The organism is Levilactobacillus sp. (assembly GCF_022646225.1).
In the GTDB taxonomy this organism is placed as follows: domain Bacteria; phylum Bacillota; class Bacilli; order Lactobacillales; family Lactobacillaceae; genus Levilactobacillus; species Levilactobacillus suantsaiihabitans.
This window is the reverse complement of the sequence record NZ_JALCJA010000001.1, coordinates 415,384-430,787: the sequence shown is the minus strand read 5'-3', so window position 1 is coordinate 430,787 and position 15,404 is coordinate 415,384. Positions and strand designations below refer to the sequence as shown.

Sequence of the window (15,404 nt, the reverse complement as noted above, 5' to 3'; positions counted from 1 at the left end):
GAATAATATGGCAGATGTTGAAAAAAAGGACACCGTCATCATTGGTGCCGGACCCGGCGGTTATGTTGCCGCTATTCGGGCTTCTGAATTAGGCCAAAAGGTCACTTTAGTTGAAAAGTCCGATACCCTTGGTGGTGTCTGCTTAAACGTTGGTTGTGTACCTTCTAAGGCCTTGATTCAAGCGGGTCACCGTTTGGAACAAGCTAAAGACGGTTCCACCTACGGGATTTCTACGGAATCAGCTAAGATTGATTTCGCTAAGACTCAGGACTGGAAGCAAAAGAAGGTCGTTGATCGGATGACCAGCGGCGTTAAGATGCTGATGAAGAAGCACCACGTTGACGTTGTTAACGGGGAAGCTGTCTTCCTGAGTGACACCCAATTACGGGTAATGCCTACGGGCGAAAAGCAATTCATGTCCACTGATACGGGTCAGACCTTCGAATTCAATAACATTATTATTGCATCCGGTTCTCACCCAATCGAAATCCCTGGCTTCAAGTTTGAAGGTCGGGTCGTCGATTCTACTGGTGGCTTGAACTTGCCTGAAATCCCTAAGGAATTCGTTGTTATCGGTGGTGGGTACGTTGGTACCGAATTGGCTGGTGCTTACGCTAGCTTAGGTGCTCACGTAACGATCCTCGAAGGCACGAACTCAATTCTGCCTAACTTCACTAAGGACATGGTTTCCGTTGTGCTTAAGAAGTTGAAGAAGAAGGGCGTTGACGTCATCACCAACGCGATGGCTAAGAGTTCCAAGCAAGACGACAACAGTGTCAGTGTGACCTACGCTGTCGACGGCAAGGAATCTACGATCAAGGCTGACTACTGCATGGTCACCGTTGGTCGTAAGCCAAACACCGATGACTTAGGCTTGGAATACACCAAGGTTAAGTTGAACGACCATGGTCAAATCGAAGTCGATAACCAAGGCCGGACTGCCTCAGAACACATCTGGGCTGTCGGTGACGCTGTTCCTGGTGCTGCATTGGCTCACAAGGCCTTTGCTGAAGCCAAGACTGCTGCTGGTGCCATCTCCGGTAAGAAGACGGCTAACGACTGGCTCAGTGTGCCTGCTGTCTGCTTCTCCGATCCTGAAATTGCAACTGTTGGTTACAACGAAGCTGCAGCTAAGGACAAGGGGATCAAGGTCAAGACCGCGAAGTTCCCATTTGCTGGGAATGCTCGGGCCGTTTCATTGGACGCTCCTGATGGCTTTGTTCGGTTCATCTACACGGATGACGACAACAAGAACATCGTGGGTGCCGAAGCGGTTGGCCCTGAAGCCAGCACCATGGCTGGTGAATTATCAATCATCGTTAACGACGGCTTGAACGTTGAAGACGTTGCGTTGACCATTCACCCACACCCAACATTGAACGAACCAATCCAAGAAACTGCCGATATCGCGCTGGGCTTCCCAACTCATATCTAAAGTCACTTGTGATTGTGAAAAACAAAAAGGACTGCCAGCGATGGCGGCCCTTTTTGTTTTGCCCATAAGCGCAAGCGGTTGCCAATGGGGCGGTTCGTAAAAAATCGGGGCTGCAACTTGCTATCCCGTGACGTTCACTTATAATGGAATTATGACTGACGAGACAAAGAGTCAAATCACTGTTCGTGAAGGAGGCGGTCACGCGTGAAACCGATGTTGATCGTGCAGGGAAACTTTGACCAGGCCAGCCGGCTGATTCGTCAGCTGTTGGTGGCGGATTTGCCACTGGACTGTGTCGTGATGCCCAATGTCACTGATGATACGCCGCGCTACCAGGCGTTGGTGGTTGCTAGCGCCTTGTGCCCGCAATTGACCTTGCGGGTGGGGACGGCCGCTGATTATGGCCAGGCAGATTGGCTGGTTATTTTAGACCGAGCCACCGCGACGACAGCGCCAGCCATGGAAGTCGCTGAGCTGCGGTTATTTATCAAGCGCATCGTGGAAAATGGGTTCAAGGGCCAGTTGGTCTTTGCCGGTGACCACGATGAATTGTTGACCTATTTTGCCTGGAAATTCTCGGGTTTCAACCAGAGTCAAATCTGGGGACTGGGGACCTTTCCGTTGACACGCCTATTGACGTACCGGCTTGCGGAACGCTTGGGCGTGGGGGCAGCGGCGGTTCAGGCGGCCGTGGTTGGGACAGCCGCTGATCCTATCGTTGCGTGGAGTCGGACCTACGTGGGCCCGGCACCGATTTTGATGTATTTGGCCAATGAAGATGCTCAGTTCAGCGCGGATGATTTGGGCAAGATGGGCAGCTGGCTGCAACGGGAGGCCCAAGAAGACCAACGCATGTTGCGCTCAATGGCGTTGATTCAGCTGCTGCGGGCAGTGTTGGCTGAACAACCCTTGATTGCGCCGGTGACCAATTTACAGGCGGAGCCGCCCGTATTTGCCGCTGCATCACCCGTGCTGGTGAATGCCAGTGGGGTCAAGCACCTGACGAATTTGGTGTTATCCGAAGATGAACAGCAGGCGTACACCGCCACCGTGAAGACTTTACGAGAACAGATTGCGGCCATTGAAGGCCAGCAAACGGAAGGACGTGCCTAATGCAACCGAAGAATTATGCTTACCCCTTACAACCGGACTGGTCAACGGCCGATATTGTCGCCGTGACCACGCTTTATCAGCGGGTGGAAGATGCGTATGAATTGCCCCAAGGTGTGGCCAGCACGGCGTTGATTGCGGCCTACCGGGATTTTCAAGCGGTCGTGCCCCAGAAGTTTGAAGAAAAGCAACTGGATAAGGAATTTGAAGCAGCGGCGGGTTACAGTATTTACCGGACAATGAAACGTGCTCGCAGTGAAAGCGGGCAAATCAAGATGAAAGGACAGGCAAAGTCATGAGTCAAGACTGGCAGCAACTAAACACGGACGTCATTGCGTTACTCAAGGAGGCCCGGCAGAATGTTTTGCAAAAAATGCGCAATCCATTGACGGTCGCTGAAAAGACGAATCGCAAGGATTTAGTCACCAACGTGGATAAAGCCAATGAACAATTTTTGATCGCGGGGATTCGCCGACTAGACCCGACAGCGCAAGTTTTAGGTGAGGAAGGGTTTGGCGATCACCTGACCAGCTTGCAGGGTCGGGTGTGGATCGTGGACCCGATTGATGGTACCATGAACTTTGTGAAACAACAGGACAACTTTGCCATCATGATTGGCATTTACCAAGACGGCGTGGGGCAGTTGGGCTACATCTTTGATGTCATGAACAACGTCCTCTATCACGGGGGGCCGCAGCTGGGCGGCGTCTGGGCCAATGAGCGCCCGGTCAGTGCACCGGCCGACATTGCCTTGGCCGATGGCTTGATTGGCGCCAGTGGGCCGCTGGTTATTCACGATGTCGCGCACATGCAAAAGATTGTGCATGATAGTGCAGGTATGCGGATTTCCGGCAGTGCCGGCATTGAAATGATCAATATTATGAAGGGCGAGACGCTCGGTTACATTTCTCATCTGAAGCCTTGGGATATTGCGGCTGGTCAAGTCTTGATGAATACGCTCGGGGTTCAAGTCTCAACTATTGACGGCCAACCACTCGATATGTTATCATCTAACCTTGTACTAGTAGCGACGAAAAAAGCGCAACGTGATATTCTCCAAATCGAAGAAGATGACGTCTCACTGTGACCCTGTCACAGTTTTTTTATGCGGCTGGCCGATACGGATGGACTTTACCAGCTATTGACGCTACAATAAGCGTACTTACAGACGTAAGCATGCCGTGATCCATCTAATTCACCAAGCACGAAAGGAAGAAATACACTTGAAAATCAGAGATGATATCCGCAACATTGCCATCATTGCCCACGTTGACCACGGGAAGACGACCCTGGTTAATGAAATGATGAAACAATCCGACACGTTAGACGCACACACTTCTATTGAAGACCGTGCCATGGATACTAACGCTATCGAAAAGGAACGGGGCATTACGATCCTGTCCAAGAACACTGCCGTTCGTTACGGCGACAAGCAAATCAACATCTTGGATACCCCAGGACACGCCGACTTTGGTGGTGAAGTGGAACGGATCATGCGCATGGTTGACGGCGTTTTGCTGGTTGTCGATGCCTACGAAGGTACGATGCCACAAACCCGTTTCGTTTTGAAGAAGGCCCTCGATCAACACTTGACGCCCATCGTGGTCATCAACAAGGTTGACCGTGAAGGCGCCCGTCCTTCCGAAGTCGTTGATGAAGTCTTAGACCTCTTCATCGAATTAGGTGCCGACGAAGACCAATTGGACTTCCCAGTGGTTTACGCCTCAGCAATGAACGGGACTTCTAGCTACGAGCCAGAAATCTCCTCTCAAGAACACACCATGAAGCCAGTGTTTGATACGATCATCAAGCACATCCCAGCCCCAATTGACAACAGTGACGAACCCTTACAGTTCCAAGTTGCCATGCTCGATTACAACGATTTCGTTGGTCGGATTGGGATTGGCCGGATTTTCCGGGGTAAGATCAAGGTCGGCGACAGCGTTACGGTTATGAAGCTTGACGGTTCCAAGCAAAACTTCCGGGTAACCAAGTTATTTGGGTACTTCGGGTTGAAGCGGTTGGAAATCAACGAAGCTAAGGCCGGTGACTTGATTGCCGTTTCCGGGATGGATGAAATCAACGTTGGGGAAACTGTTGTGGCCCCTGACACGTTGGAACCACTTCCCGTCTTACGGATCGACGAACCAACGCTGCAAATGACTTTCCGGACCAACGACTCACCATTTGCTGGTCGCGAAGGGAAGTTTGTGACGTCTCGTCAAATCGAAGAACGCTTGAAGCGTGAATTGCACACCGACGTTTCCTTACGGGTTGACGACACCGATAACCCGGGTGCTTGGATTGTTTCCGGTCGTGGTGAACTGCACTTGTCCATCCTGATTGAAACGATGCGTCGTGAAGGCTACGAACTGCAAGCTTCTCGTCCAGAAGTTATTTACAGAACAATTGATAACCAACGTTGCGAACCATTTGAATCCGTTCAAATCGATACGCCAGACGAATACACTGGTTCAATCATTGACACGCTTTCTCAACGGAAGGGTGAAATGAAGAACATGGAAGCCGTTGGTAACGGCCAAACGCGTCTGACTTTCTTGGCCCCATCTCGTGGGTTGATCGGTTACTCGACTGAATTCTTGTCCTTGACTCGTGGGTACGGGATCATGAACCACACGTTCTCCAAGTACCTGCCAGTTATCAAGAACTGGAACCCAGGTCGTCACAACGGGACTTTGGTTTCCATCAACTCTGGTAAGGTTACGACTTATGCCATCATGGCCATTCAAGACCGGGGTACGATCTTTACCGAAGCCGGGACTGAAGTTTACGAAGGGATGATCGTTGGCCAAAACAGCCGTGACAACGACATCTCCGTCAACATCACCCGTGGTCGGAACCAAACCAACGTCCGGGCCGCCGGTTCAGAAGATATTGCCAAGGTTAAGACGCCATTGAAGATGTCTCTGGAAGAATCACTGGAATTCATCAATGATGATGAATACTGTGAAATCACCCCAGAACACGTGCGTCTGCGGAAGCAAATCCTGAACACCAGCGAACGGGAAAAGGCTGCCAAGAAGCGGAAGACCGCTGCACGGAAGTAATTAAATTTAATCAAAACTTTAACGGTAAGACCAGTGGGGAAACTCATGGGCCTTACCGTTTTTTTTTGCGTGGTGGCGCAGGGTGGTGGGTTAAGATTCCGTTAATAACGGCACAGGTGGATTAACGGTTCCCAATGGAATCCCTGGTGTAGTATAATAAGACCATTCGATTACCGTTAATTGACGGTAGGCTTGGAGCGATTTCATCGTATGCGAAAGTTAAAATATTTAGATTATTGGTTACTGGTCCCGTATCTCATCTTGAGCGTCTTCGGTATCGTCATGGTCTATTCGGCCAGTGCGGATATCGGCTCACAAAATGGCGGGAGTCCGGGTAGCTATTTACTCAAACAGACCGTTTATGTCATCATGGGGCTGGTGATTTTGACCTTCATGGTGGCCATGAATATTAATAAGCTGCGCAACCGCAATTTGCTGCGGTTGGCCGGGTACGTGGCCTATGGCGCGTTGGCGTTTTTGCTGGTGATTGGGCAAACCGTTAACGGGGCCGCTGGGTGGATTCATCTGGGGCCAATCAACATTCAGCCGGCCGAATTTGTGAAATTTTACATCATTATCTGGCTGGCCAATGCGATTGCTCAGCGACAAGATGATCTGCAGACCTACACCTGGTGGTCGACCATGCGGCAGCCGTTGCTGGTTTGCCTGTTGATTTTGGGGTTGATTTTTGCGCAACCCGATTTAGGTGGGATGGCCATCAACGCCGCCATCATGTTCGTGCTGTTTCTGAGCAGTGGGTTCAGTTCGCGGCTGGCGAAGGTGATTTTTACAGGGGCCGTCGTTGGCGGCTTCGGTGTGGTGATTCCACTTTTGGCTTGGGTATCCGGGCTGTCGGTGGGACAGCACTCCTATCAGTTACAACGAATCGTGGCTTTCTTGAATCCCTTTAAGCACGCGCAGGGCGTTGGCCAACAATTGGTCAATTCTTATTATGCCATCAGTAACGGTGGCCTGTTCGGCGTCGGCTGGGGTAACAGTATCCAAAAGACCGGGTATTTGCCAGAACCCAACACCGACTTTATCATGGCCATTTTGACCGAGGAGTTGGGGCTCATCACGGCTCTAGGCGTCATTGCCCTGTTATTCTTGATCATTTTGCGGACCGTGCTGGTGGGCGTGCGGACCAACTCGACCTACCAGTCGTTGGTCTGCTACGGGGCGGCGACCTATTTGGCCGTGCAGACGGCGTTTAACCTGGGTGGGGTACTGGGCTTTCTTCCCATCACCGGGGTCACCTTTCCCTTCATCAGTTACGGGGGGTCCAGTACCTGGACGTTAGCGTTAGTCCTCGGTGTGGTGATGAATATCAGTGCCCGGCAGAAACGCTACCGGATGACACATTAATTAGAGGAGGTTAGACCATGGCATTTGAAATGCAAGCACGTCAGAGCCTGATCGTGTACACGTACAGTCTGAAACAAACGCGTCAGCTCAAGCGCTACGGCACCGTGATGTACGTGTCCAAGAAGATGCGCTACGTGGTGTTGTACGTCAATCAAGCAGACGTGGCCAGTTTGGCCGAACAATTGGGCAAGCTACGGTTCGTGAAACGCGTGGTGGCCTCAAAACGACCAGAGATCAGTGAAACATTTAACGGCGTGGCCGAAGAAATGGCCGCAGATAAGCAATCAGAGACAGAGGATGATGATGAATGAGAATTGTAGCAGGTGACTTTGGGGGCCGGCGGTTAAAGGCCGTGCCTGGCATGGCGACCCGGCCCACCACGGATAAGGTCAAGGAGGCCTTGTTCAACATTATTGGCCCGTACTTTGACGGCGGGCGAAGTCTGGACCTCTTTGCCGGATCGGGCGGTCTGAGCATTGAAGCCGTCTCACGGGGCATTGACCAGGCCGTCTTGATCGACCGGCAATACGCCGCCATCAAGACGATTCAGGACAACGTGGCCGTGACCAAGGTGCCAGAACGCTTTGAGATTTTAAAGCGCGACGCCAATCGGGCCGTTCAGGAGTTGGCCGACCGCGGCGACCAGTTTGATCTGGTCTTCTTTGACCCGCCGTACGCCCAACAAAAGATCGTGGCCCAAATGACCCGGCTACGAGAGCTGCACCTGTTGACACCCACGGCGCGCATCGTGTGTGAGACGGACCAAAAGGCCCAATTGCCCGATGATATCGAGGGCTTTCACTTCATCGAACGGCGCGATTATGGGATTACCGAACTGACGATTTATGGGTTAGGAAGTGAAGACGAGTGACGATTGCAGTCTTTCCAGGAAGTTTTGACCCGTTGACCAACGGCCATTTAGACCTGATCACGCGGGCCAGCAAAATTTTTGACCACCTGATTGTGGCAGTTGGCCAGAACACCTCTAAGCGCGGCGTCTTTACCACCGACGAACGGGTGGCCTTTATCGAGGAGACGACCCGTGACATGGCCAACGTCTCGGTACGCGTCGAGAGTGGGTTGACGGTAGACTTTATGCGGGCCAGTCACGCCACCGTGTTGGTCCGGGGTATCCGCAATAGCGTGGACTTTGAATACGAACAGGGCATTGCGGGGATGAACCGTACGCTGGATGCCAACGTGGACACGGTGTGCCTGATGGCCGCGCCCCAGTATCAATTTGTCTCCTCTAGCCTCTTGCGGGAGGTGGCTCGCTTTGGTGGCGACCTCACTAACCTGGTTCCCCCAGTCGTGGCGCACGCCATGGTTGCGCGACTGGCAGGTGACCAGTAGATGGGCAAATTTACGCGACGTGAATGGCGTCAAATCATTATCACGGTCGGTCTTACGCTGTTGGTATTGGCCTTTTTCTTCCTGCCGTTGCCCAAGTACATCGAAGGACCGGGCGAGGCCGACAATTTAAAGACCTTTGTCAGCATGCCGGGTCATCCCGACAAGCACGCCGGCAAATACATGATCACTTCGGTCGCGCTGTCACAGGCCCGGCCGGTCAGCTATTTGTACGCCAAGCTGAATCCTATTTACAGCATTGAAAATGTGGACGACGTGACCGGTGGCCAGAGTAACGCCACCTACGACAAGGTGCAGGACTTCTACATGCAAAGCGCCATCAATGAGTCGATCTATACGGCCTATAAGGCGGCGCATAAGTCGGTCAAACGGCAGTATTTGGGCATCTACGTCTTGAGCGTGGATGACAAATCGCCGTTTGCCGGAACCTTGCGGGTGGGCGACACCGTGACGAAGGTGAACGGCCGTCATTTCAATTCCATGGTCGGCTATCAACACTACATTCAACGCCAAAAGGTGGGCCAATCCGCAACGATTACTTATCAGCATAATGGGAAGACGCGGCACGCCACCCGCAAGTTGATGCGGTTGCCGACCAAGAAGGCGGGCATTGGCATCACCCTGACCGATAACGTCAAGGTCACGGCCAAGCCCAAGGTCACGGTTGATCCCGGTCAAATTGGGGGGCCATCCGGGGGCTTAATGTTTAGCCTGCAGATCTACACGCAGGTCACCGGCAAGAACTTGCGTCACGGCCAAAAAATCGCCGGTACCGGAACGGTCGATGGTGACGGCAACGTGGGTGAAATCGGCGGTATCGACAAGAAAATCGTCGCGGCCAAAAAGGCGGGCGCCACCGTCTTCTTTGCGCCCTACGTTAAGCCGTCTAAGCTCCTGTTGAAGTATGAGGAGCATCATCAAACCAACTACCAATTGGCGAAAGCGACTGCGAAGAAATACGCGCCGAACATGAAGGTTGTGCCGGTGAAGACCTTTAGTGACGCCGTGAAATATTTAGAAACACATCATTAGAGTTGAGAAGCGTGGGCTAGCAGGCGATTATCCGGTGAACGTTAAGGCTGCTCATCGAAGAATCTTAGTCTTTGGATGATTTGGTGAGCCGAAGCTGGCTGTCTGTTGACGTACGGTTCAGCTATGTCAAGGTGAAGAAAACGAGCCCGGGAGGTTTTGTCCCCGGGCTCGTTTTCGTTTGAGCGCAGTCGGTCCGGTTCATGGCGTTGTCACCCACTATTTTTGAAAAAAATAACCAAATGAAAAAATATCTGGCCCATTTTTACGGAGTTGAACCGTAAAGGGGGCAATGTGATGGGACAAAAAATTCAGGAATGGTGGCTGACCTTGCCACGGAAGCAACAGGTATTGGGACTAGTCGGGGTGCTGGGTGTTTTGGTGATTGGTGGTTGGCTACTGTTGCGTCAACCGGCGCCCGCGGCCTTACCCGCTGCGATTCCACCGGCGACGACCAGCAGTAGTGGTCAATCGCATGCTACCGGTGTGCAGACCCAGGCGACGGCCACCAGTCAGGCCAGCAGTCATGATACCCGGGTCTTTGTGGATGTTCAAGGGGCGGTCCGTCATCCCGGACTCTACCAATTCACGGCGGAGATGCGGGTAGCGGATGCCATTAAAGCTGCTGGGGGCTTGGTCGACCGGGCTGACCGCCAACAGATCAATCTCGCAACGCGGCTGACGGATCAACAACAGTTGTATTTGCCGTTGAAGGGGGAGAAACGCCCCGCAGCGGCCGCGAGTGGCAACGCGACTGTTGGTAGCAGCGCCACCGGTAGTGGGGCGGCGGCCAGCAGTGGCAGCAGTAGCGCGACCGTGGTCAATTTGAACACGGCCACGGTGACTGACCTGCAACAACTAACCGGCGTGGGGGCCAAGAAGGCCCAAAAAATCGTGGACTATCGCACGGAACACGGCAGTTTTCAGACGGTGGCGGACCTCGCGCAGGTGCCCGGCTTCGGCGAAAAAACCGTTGCTAATTTACAAGATCAACTCACCACTTAATGACTGGTGGTATACTTAAAACTAAAATTTGCAAAGGGGTAATCAACGTGAAACGCGAACGAATTCCTTGGGATCAATACTTTATGCTACAGGCGTTAGTCATTTCCACTAGAAGTACCTGCAACCGGCTGTCCGTCGGGGCGACGGTGGTTCGTGATAAGCGGATCATTGCGGCGGGCTATAACGGCTCTGTTTCGGGCGATGACCACTGCTTGGATGAGGGCTGTTACATCGTCGATGGTCACTGTGTGCGGACCATTCACGCGGAAATGAACGCCATTTTACAGTGTGCCAAGTTTGGCGAGGCCACGGATGGCGCCGAAATTTACGTCACGGATTTTCCGTGCCTGCAGTGTACCAAAATGTTACTGCAAGCGGGGATTCGTAAGATCACCTACATGCGCAATTACCACAATGACCCGTACGCCCAAAAGCTGATCACCTTGAAGCACGTCGAATTGAATCAGGTCACGGTGGATCCCGCCTTGCTGGCGACCTTGCCGTTGGACCAACCTAAACAGGATTAGTGGCGAACCACGGCTTCTTAGCGGTTTTGCCGGTCCTGGCACTCAGTGTGGCGTTGAGCGGACATCCCTGGGCCGGCAGCGGGCTCCTCTTGTTGGTGTTGGTGCGCGTGTGGACGCCGCATCACCGGCCGACCTGGTTGGTGACCTTGTTGCTCTTGGGGCTGTTCGGGGGGTATTGGCTGTGGCGTGACCACCAGCTGACGCAACGGCAACTGCCCTTCGACGTGGCCCGGACCATGACCGCGACCTTGCGGGTCCAACCGGATGCCGTTGCGGTGCGCGGGGCAATGTATTATTTCGTTGGTCAAAATAGCCAGACCGGTGAACAGTTGACCGTGCGTGGCGTGGCCAAGTCGGCCGCCGAACTGCAGACGTTGCAGCACCTGACCCGGCCCACGCTGTGGCAGGTGAGCGGTCAGGTCCAGGGCATCTTGCCCGCGACCAACTTCAATCAATTCGATGGCGCGGCATATTGGCGTCATCGCGGCATTGTTAACACCTTGAAGCTGACCAGCGTCACCCAACGAACGGCCGCTCCTTTAAGGTGGTGGGGCTGGTTTAGTGACTGGTGGCACGGGTGGCGTGCGCGGCTGATCCATTACTGCGAACGGCTCCCCGGGGCACTACGGGTATACGCCCTAGGCCTGTTGCCGGGGGCCAAAGCTGCGGAGACCATGACCGAACTACAAGGGATGCAGCGGCTGGGGCTGTTGCACTTATTTGCCATCTCCGGCATGCACGTGGCGCTGTTACTGACAGCCGTCGAGTGGGTGTGCGTGCACCTGCGCATCCAGCGCGAGCACTGGGAATGGGGGATGCTTTTGGGGCTGCCGGCCTACTTCATCTTGGCTGGTAGCGGCAGTGGGGTGCTCCGGGCCTGCTTGATGCGGGGCGTCCAGCTGACGGGTAAACGGTGCCAGCGGCCCATCAGTACGCTGGATGCCTGGTCAATGGCGCTATTGGTCGGCGTGTTCGTGAATCCCGGGCTCTTATTTGAGTTGGGCAGTCAGTTGAGTTACGGTTTGTCGTTAGGGCTCATTTTATTGCGTGAGGAATCGCGCGCCTGGCGGCAGGGAGGTCTGACTCTGCTAGGTTTGCCCAGCTTGTTGACGGGCGTGTTTCAGTGGCACAGCCTGACACTACTCGCCAATTGGGCGGTGGTTCCGTTATTTCCCGTGCTCATCTTGCCGTTGACGCTGGTGGGGACGGTGCTTCATCCCTGGTTGCCGGTGATCAGTCGCGGTTGTGCCTGGGCGCTGCAACAATTCGATGCCGGCTTGGCCTGGTTCGCGCGACTGCCGGGCAACGTGCCCTTTGGCAAGCCGGCCTGGTGGGTGGCCTGGTTGTGGCTGGCGGGGACCTGGTGGTTGTTCACCTGGCCGCCGCAACACCGCCGCAAGTGGCTGATCGGCTTACTGGCCAGTTACGGCCTGGTCTACGGGGCGATTCACTTGCCATTGAGCGGTGAGGTGACTTACTTTGATGTGGGTCAGGGCGACAGTATTTTGATTCGCGAGCCCTTCAATCGGCGGGTCAGTCTGATTGACACCGGCGGACGCTTGGGCTTTCGCCAGCCGGACTGGGTCCCCAAGACACCGCCCAGCTATGCGGCACTACGGACCAACATCAATTATCTGAAAAGTCGCGGTCTCGATCACGTCGACGACCTGTATTTGACCCACCACGATGCGGACCACATCGGCGATCTGCCGGCTTTCTTGCAGGAGCTTCACGTCAAGCGTCTGTTGGTTCCGGCGGGGATGGAGGCGGAGCCGGCCTGGCAACAAAAACTGGCGGGCAAAATCCCCCCAGTGGTCCCCATCAAAACGGGGCAGGCTTTGCCACTATTGGTGCGGCACCCGGATCACGCCGCGCCGGCGGAAAATGAGAATTCGCTGGCGTTGCAGGGGACCTTTGGCGGCCTGAATTTTCTGTTCATGGGCGACTTGGACCAGGCGGGTGAACGAAAAATGTTGGCGGCGGATGCGCAGCTGCGTACCGACGTGTTAAAATTAGGACATCACGGCAGTAAGACGGCCTCTGCGCCCGAATTTATTGCGCAACTGCGGCCACGCTGGGCGATTATTTCCGCTGGCCGGCAAAATCGCTACGGCCATCCCAATGCGGAAACGCTGGCGACATTGCGAGAACAAAACGTCCCCGCGGTCAGTACCCAGACCAGTGGGATGATTCGCTACACGTATCGCGGCGCGCAGGGCTATTGGCAAACTAAACTTAAAGGGGCACACGAATCGTGACAATTACGGAACTCTTAAAAACATTAAAGACGGGCGGACAACTGGCCAATGTGTACCTGATCTTGGGGCAAGCGGATTATTTACAGCGCCGACTCAAGGCGGGCTTCAAGCAGGTCGTCCCAACCGAAGAACAGACCATGAATTTTGCCAGTTATGACATGGATACGGTCCCGCTGGCAGTGGCGCTTGATGACGCCATGGCCACACCGTTCTTTGGGGAACGCCGGGTCGTGTGCATCGACAATCCCCAATTTCTAACGGGGGAGACCAAGAAACAAAAGGTCGACCACGACATCGACAGCCTGCAGACGTACCTGGGGTCACCGATGCCCAGCACCGTGCTAGTCTTCTTTGCGCCGTATGAAAAATTAGACGGCCGCAAGAAGGTCAGCAAGCAGTTAAAAAAAGTGGCGACGACAATTGAAATCGGCAATTTCTCCGAGCGCGACGTCCGCCAATTTGTGACAAACCAGTTGAAACAAGACGGCTACACCATGGCACCGGCCGCTTTAAACGAGCTGATTCAGCGTACGGATGCCGATTTGACGCTGATGATGAGTGAATTGCCCAAGCTGGAATTATTTGCCTTGCCGCAAAAGACCATCGACCGCGACGCCGTCACCGGGCTGGTGACCCAGACGTTGACGCAAAACGTGTTTGACCTGGTCAACCGAGTCTTGGCCAAGAATACGGCGGGGGCGGTGACGCTTTACCGCGAGCTCTTACAGGCCAAGGAAGAACCCTTGCGGATCAATGCCATCTTGCAGGGGCAATTCCGCCTGTTGATTCAGACCAAGGTCTTGGCCAAGCAGGGATACAGCCAAGGCAAGCTGGCCAGTATTCTCAAGGTCCACCCGTACCGCATCAAGCTGGCCTTGCAGAGTCAACGGCGGTTTTTACTGACCGACCTGAACCGTGCCTACCTGGGGCTCTTTCGCGTCGAACAGCAGATGAAGTCTTCGACTATGGACCCGGAAATGCTGTTTTCGCTGTTTATGACGCAGTTTGCTGGACAGGTGGCTTAGGGGAAGCTGGTCGCCCCGGCATTCCACCCATATTTGGCGAACGGTAGGTGACCAGTTCGCATCATGAAGCTGTAAACGACTATTTTTGACGCCATGAATTGCCTGCTAACAGTCGTTTTAACTAATTTCCTTTTTTCAACTTTCAGAGCAGTAAAAAGGCTAAGATCAGTGCCACAACCATCATGGGTGGCACTGATCTTAGCCTTTTTTGATTGATAGAGTTAACGAAGGGCAACAACTCACGGGCAATTGTACAAAAAAGGAGGCCGACCACAAATTGGTCGACCTCCTGATTGCATCATCTAATCGTTTTGATTAATTGATTACTTAGCTAAACGTGCAGCCATCCGTGACTTGTCACGAGATGCCTTGTTCCGCTTGATCAAGCCCTTTGAAGCAGCCTTGTCAACTGCGGCACTAGCTTGGCGGAATAAGTCTTCCGCGTTGTCGGCACCAGCGGTCTTAGCTTGTTCAAAACGCTTAACGGCAGTCCGCATAGCGCTTAACTGTGCAGAGTTACGTTCGTTAGCCTTAACGTTAGTCTTGGCACGTTCGATTGCTGATTTGATAATTGGCATGAAAATTTCACCTCCGAATGAGAAATCCTTAGTACCGGAAATCTTAATTTCAACGTATGTTATTATACAGAAGGCTAGGACCGAATGCAATAGCTAGTCGAGATAAATGTAAAGTAATTTTACTTGATAGGTGTTAATGGGAAAAGACTTGCACTTTTAGCCAAAGTCCCGTATAGTAGGTAACTGTGCTGCGGCACAAACCCCTGACTTAGTTCGCCTGGCGGCCACCGCCGACTTACTCAGTTTCGGGCACTTATTTGAAAGGTGGTATATTTACCATGGCTATTAGTCAAGCAAAGAAAAACGAAATCATCAAGCAATACGCTCGTCACGAAGGTGACACGGGTTCTACTGAAGTCCAAGTTGCCGTTTTGACCGCTGATATCAACGAAATCAACGTTCACATGCAACAACACCGGAAAGACTTCCACTCACAACGTGGGTTGATGAAGAAGATCGGTCACCGTCGTAACTTATTAGCTTACTTACGGAAGACTGACGTTCAACGTTACCGTGAATTAATCAAGAGCTTAGGTCTGCGTCGTTAATTCGCCGCACCGGAGTCCCTGGCCAATCCTGGCTGGGGGCTTTTTCTTTTGCCCAATTGTTATCTTAGTACTGCTCACCGCTAAA

At 53.3% G+C, this 15,404-nt stretch carries 16 protein-coding genes; 15 read left to right on the top strand and 1 reads right to left on the bottom strand.

The window, feature by feature from the left end:
* Window positions 1–7 precede the first annotated feature (7 nt).
* From lpdA to holA, 14 genes are all read left to right on the top strand, one after another.
* Window positions 8–1,435 (top strand): dihydrolipoyl dehydrogenase, encoded by a 1,428-nt coding sequence (gene lpdA, locus LKH74_RS02075; protein WP_135368673.1) that lies wholly within the window; start codon window positions 8–10, stop codon window positions 1,433–1,435.
* A gap of 213 nt (window positions 1,436–1,648) precedes the next feature.
* On the top strand, window positions 1,649–2,548 hold the full coding sequence (locus tag LKH74_RS02070; RefSeq protein WP_287708056.1) for a lactate dehydrogenase: 900 nt from the start codon (window positions 1,649–1,651) through the stop codon (window positions 2,546–2,548).
* Complete coding sequence (locus tag LKH74_RS02065; protein WP_135368671.1) at window positions 2,548–2,844, top strand: UPF0223 family protein; 297 nt, start codon at window positions 2,548–2,550, stop codon at window positions 2,842–2,844. Before LKH74_RS02070 ends, LKH74_RS02065 begins: the two co-directional genes overlap by 1 nt.
* Complete coding sequence (locus tag LKH74_RS02060) at window positions 2,841–3,632, top strand: inositol monophosphatase family protein (RefSeq protein ID WP_135368670.1); 792 nt, start codon at window positions 2,841–2,843, stop codon at window positions 3,630–3,632. The genes LKH74_RS02065 and LKH74_RS02060 overlap by 4 nt, the downstream gene beginning before the upstream one ends.
* 136 nt (window positions 3,633–3,768) lie before the next feature.
* Window positions 3,769–5,613 carry a translational GTPase TypA gene (gene typA, locus LKH74_RS02055; RefSeq protein ID WP_135368669.1) on the top strand — a complete coding sequence of 615 codons (1,845 nt, stop codon included), beginning with the start codon at window positions 3,769–3,771 and terminating at the stop codon, window positions 5,611–5,613.
* A gap of 210 nt (window positions 5,614–5,823) precedes the next feature.
* On the top strand, window positions 5,824–6,978 hold the full coding sequence (locus LKH74_RS02050; protein WP_287707797.1) for an FtsW/RodA/SpoVE family cell cycle protein: 1,155 nt from the start codon (window positions 5,824–5,826) through the stop codon (window positions 6,976–6,978).
* A 17-nt stretch (window positions 6,979–6,995) separates the two neighbouring features.
* The gene (locus LKH74_RS02045; RefSeq protein WP_287707798.1) at window positions 6,996–7,289 is read left to right on the top strand and encodes a YlbG family protein; all 294 of its coding nucleotides are present in this window, start codon (window positions 6,996–6,998) and stop codon (window positions 7,287–7,289) included.
* A complete protein-coding gene (gene rsmD, locus LKH74_RS02040) occupies window positions 7,286–7,849 on the top strand; it encodes a 16S rRNA (guanine(966)-N(2))-methyltransferase RsmD (RefSeq protein ID WP_287707799.1) in 564 nt (187 codons plus the stop codon). Before LKH74_RS02045 ends, rsmD begins: the two co-directional genes overlap by 4 nt.
* Window positions 7,846–8,331, top strand: a complete 486-nt coding sequence (gene coaD / locus LKH74_RS02035; RefSeq protein ID WP_135368665.1) for a pantetheine-phosphate adenylyltransferase — start codon at window positions 7,846–7,848, stop codon at window positions 8,329–8,331. The genes rsmD and coaD overlap by 4 nt, the downstream gene beginning before the upstream one ends.
* Window positions 8,332–9,381 (top strand): SepM family pheromone-processing serine protease, encoded by a 1,050-nt coding sequence (locus LKH74_RS02030; RefSeq protein ID WP_287707801.1) that lies wholly within the window; start codon window positions 8,332–8,334, stop codon window positions 9,379–9,381.
* A gap of 294 nt (window positions 9,382–9,675) precedes the next feature.
* Window positions 9,676–10,383, top strand: coding sequence for a ComEA family DNA-binding protein (locus tag LKH74_RS02025; RefSeq protein ID WP_287707802.1), 708 nt, complete (start codon window positions 9,676–9,678; stop codon window positions 10,381–10,383).
* A 47-nt stretch (window positions 10,384–10,430) separates the two neighbouring features.
* The gene (locus LKH74_RS02020; RefSeq protein ID WP_287707803.1) at window positions 10,431–10,910 is read left to right on the top strand and encodes a ComE operon protein 2; all 480 of its coding nucleotides are present in this window, start codon (window positions 10,431–10,433) and stop codon (window positions 10,908–10,910) included.
* Complete coding sequence (locus LKH74_RS02015; RefSeq protein WP_287707804.1) at window positions 10,910–13,168, top strand: DNA internalization-related competence protein ComEC/Rec2; 2,259 nt, start codon at window positions 10,910–10,912, stop codon at window positions 13,166–13,168. Before LKH74_RS02020 ends, LKH74_RS02015 begins: the two co-directional genes overlap by 1 nt.
* Window positions 13,165–14,193 (top strand): DNA polymerase III subunit delta, encoded by a 1,029-nt coding sequence (holA, locus tag LKH74_RS02010; protein ID WP_287707805.1) that lies wholly within the window; start codon window positions 13,165–13,167, stop codon window positions 14,191–14,193. Before LKH74_RS02015 ends, holA begins: the two co-directional genes overlap by 4 nt.
* 323 nt (window positions 14,194–14,516) lie before the next feature.
* On the opposite strand, the gene rpsT is transcribed toward holA, so the two are convergent.
* Entirely contained in the window at window positions 14,517–14,771 is a 255-nt protein-coding gene (gene rpsT, locus LKH74_RS02005; protein WP_135368660.1) for a 30S ribosomal protein S20, read from the bottom strand.
* Window positions 14,772–15,049: 278 nt separating this feature from the next.
* Between rpsT and rpsO the strand changes: the two genes are divergently transcribed.
* On the top strand, window positions 15,050–15,319 hold the full coding sequence (rpsO, locus tag LKH74_RS02000) for a 30S ribosomal protein S15 (protein ID WP_125577216.1): 270 nt from the start codon (window positions 15,050–15,052) through the stop codon (window positions 15,317–15,319).
* Window positions 15,320–15,404 lie beyond the last annotated feature (85 nt).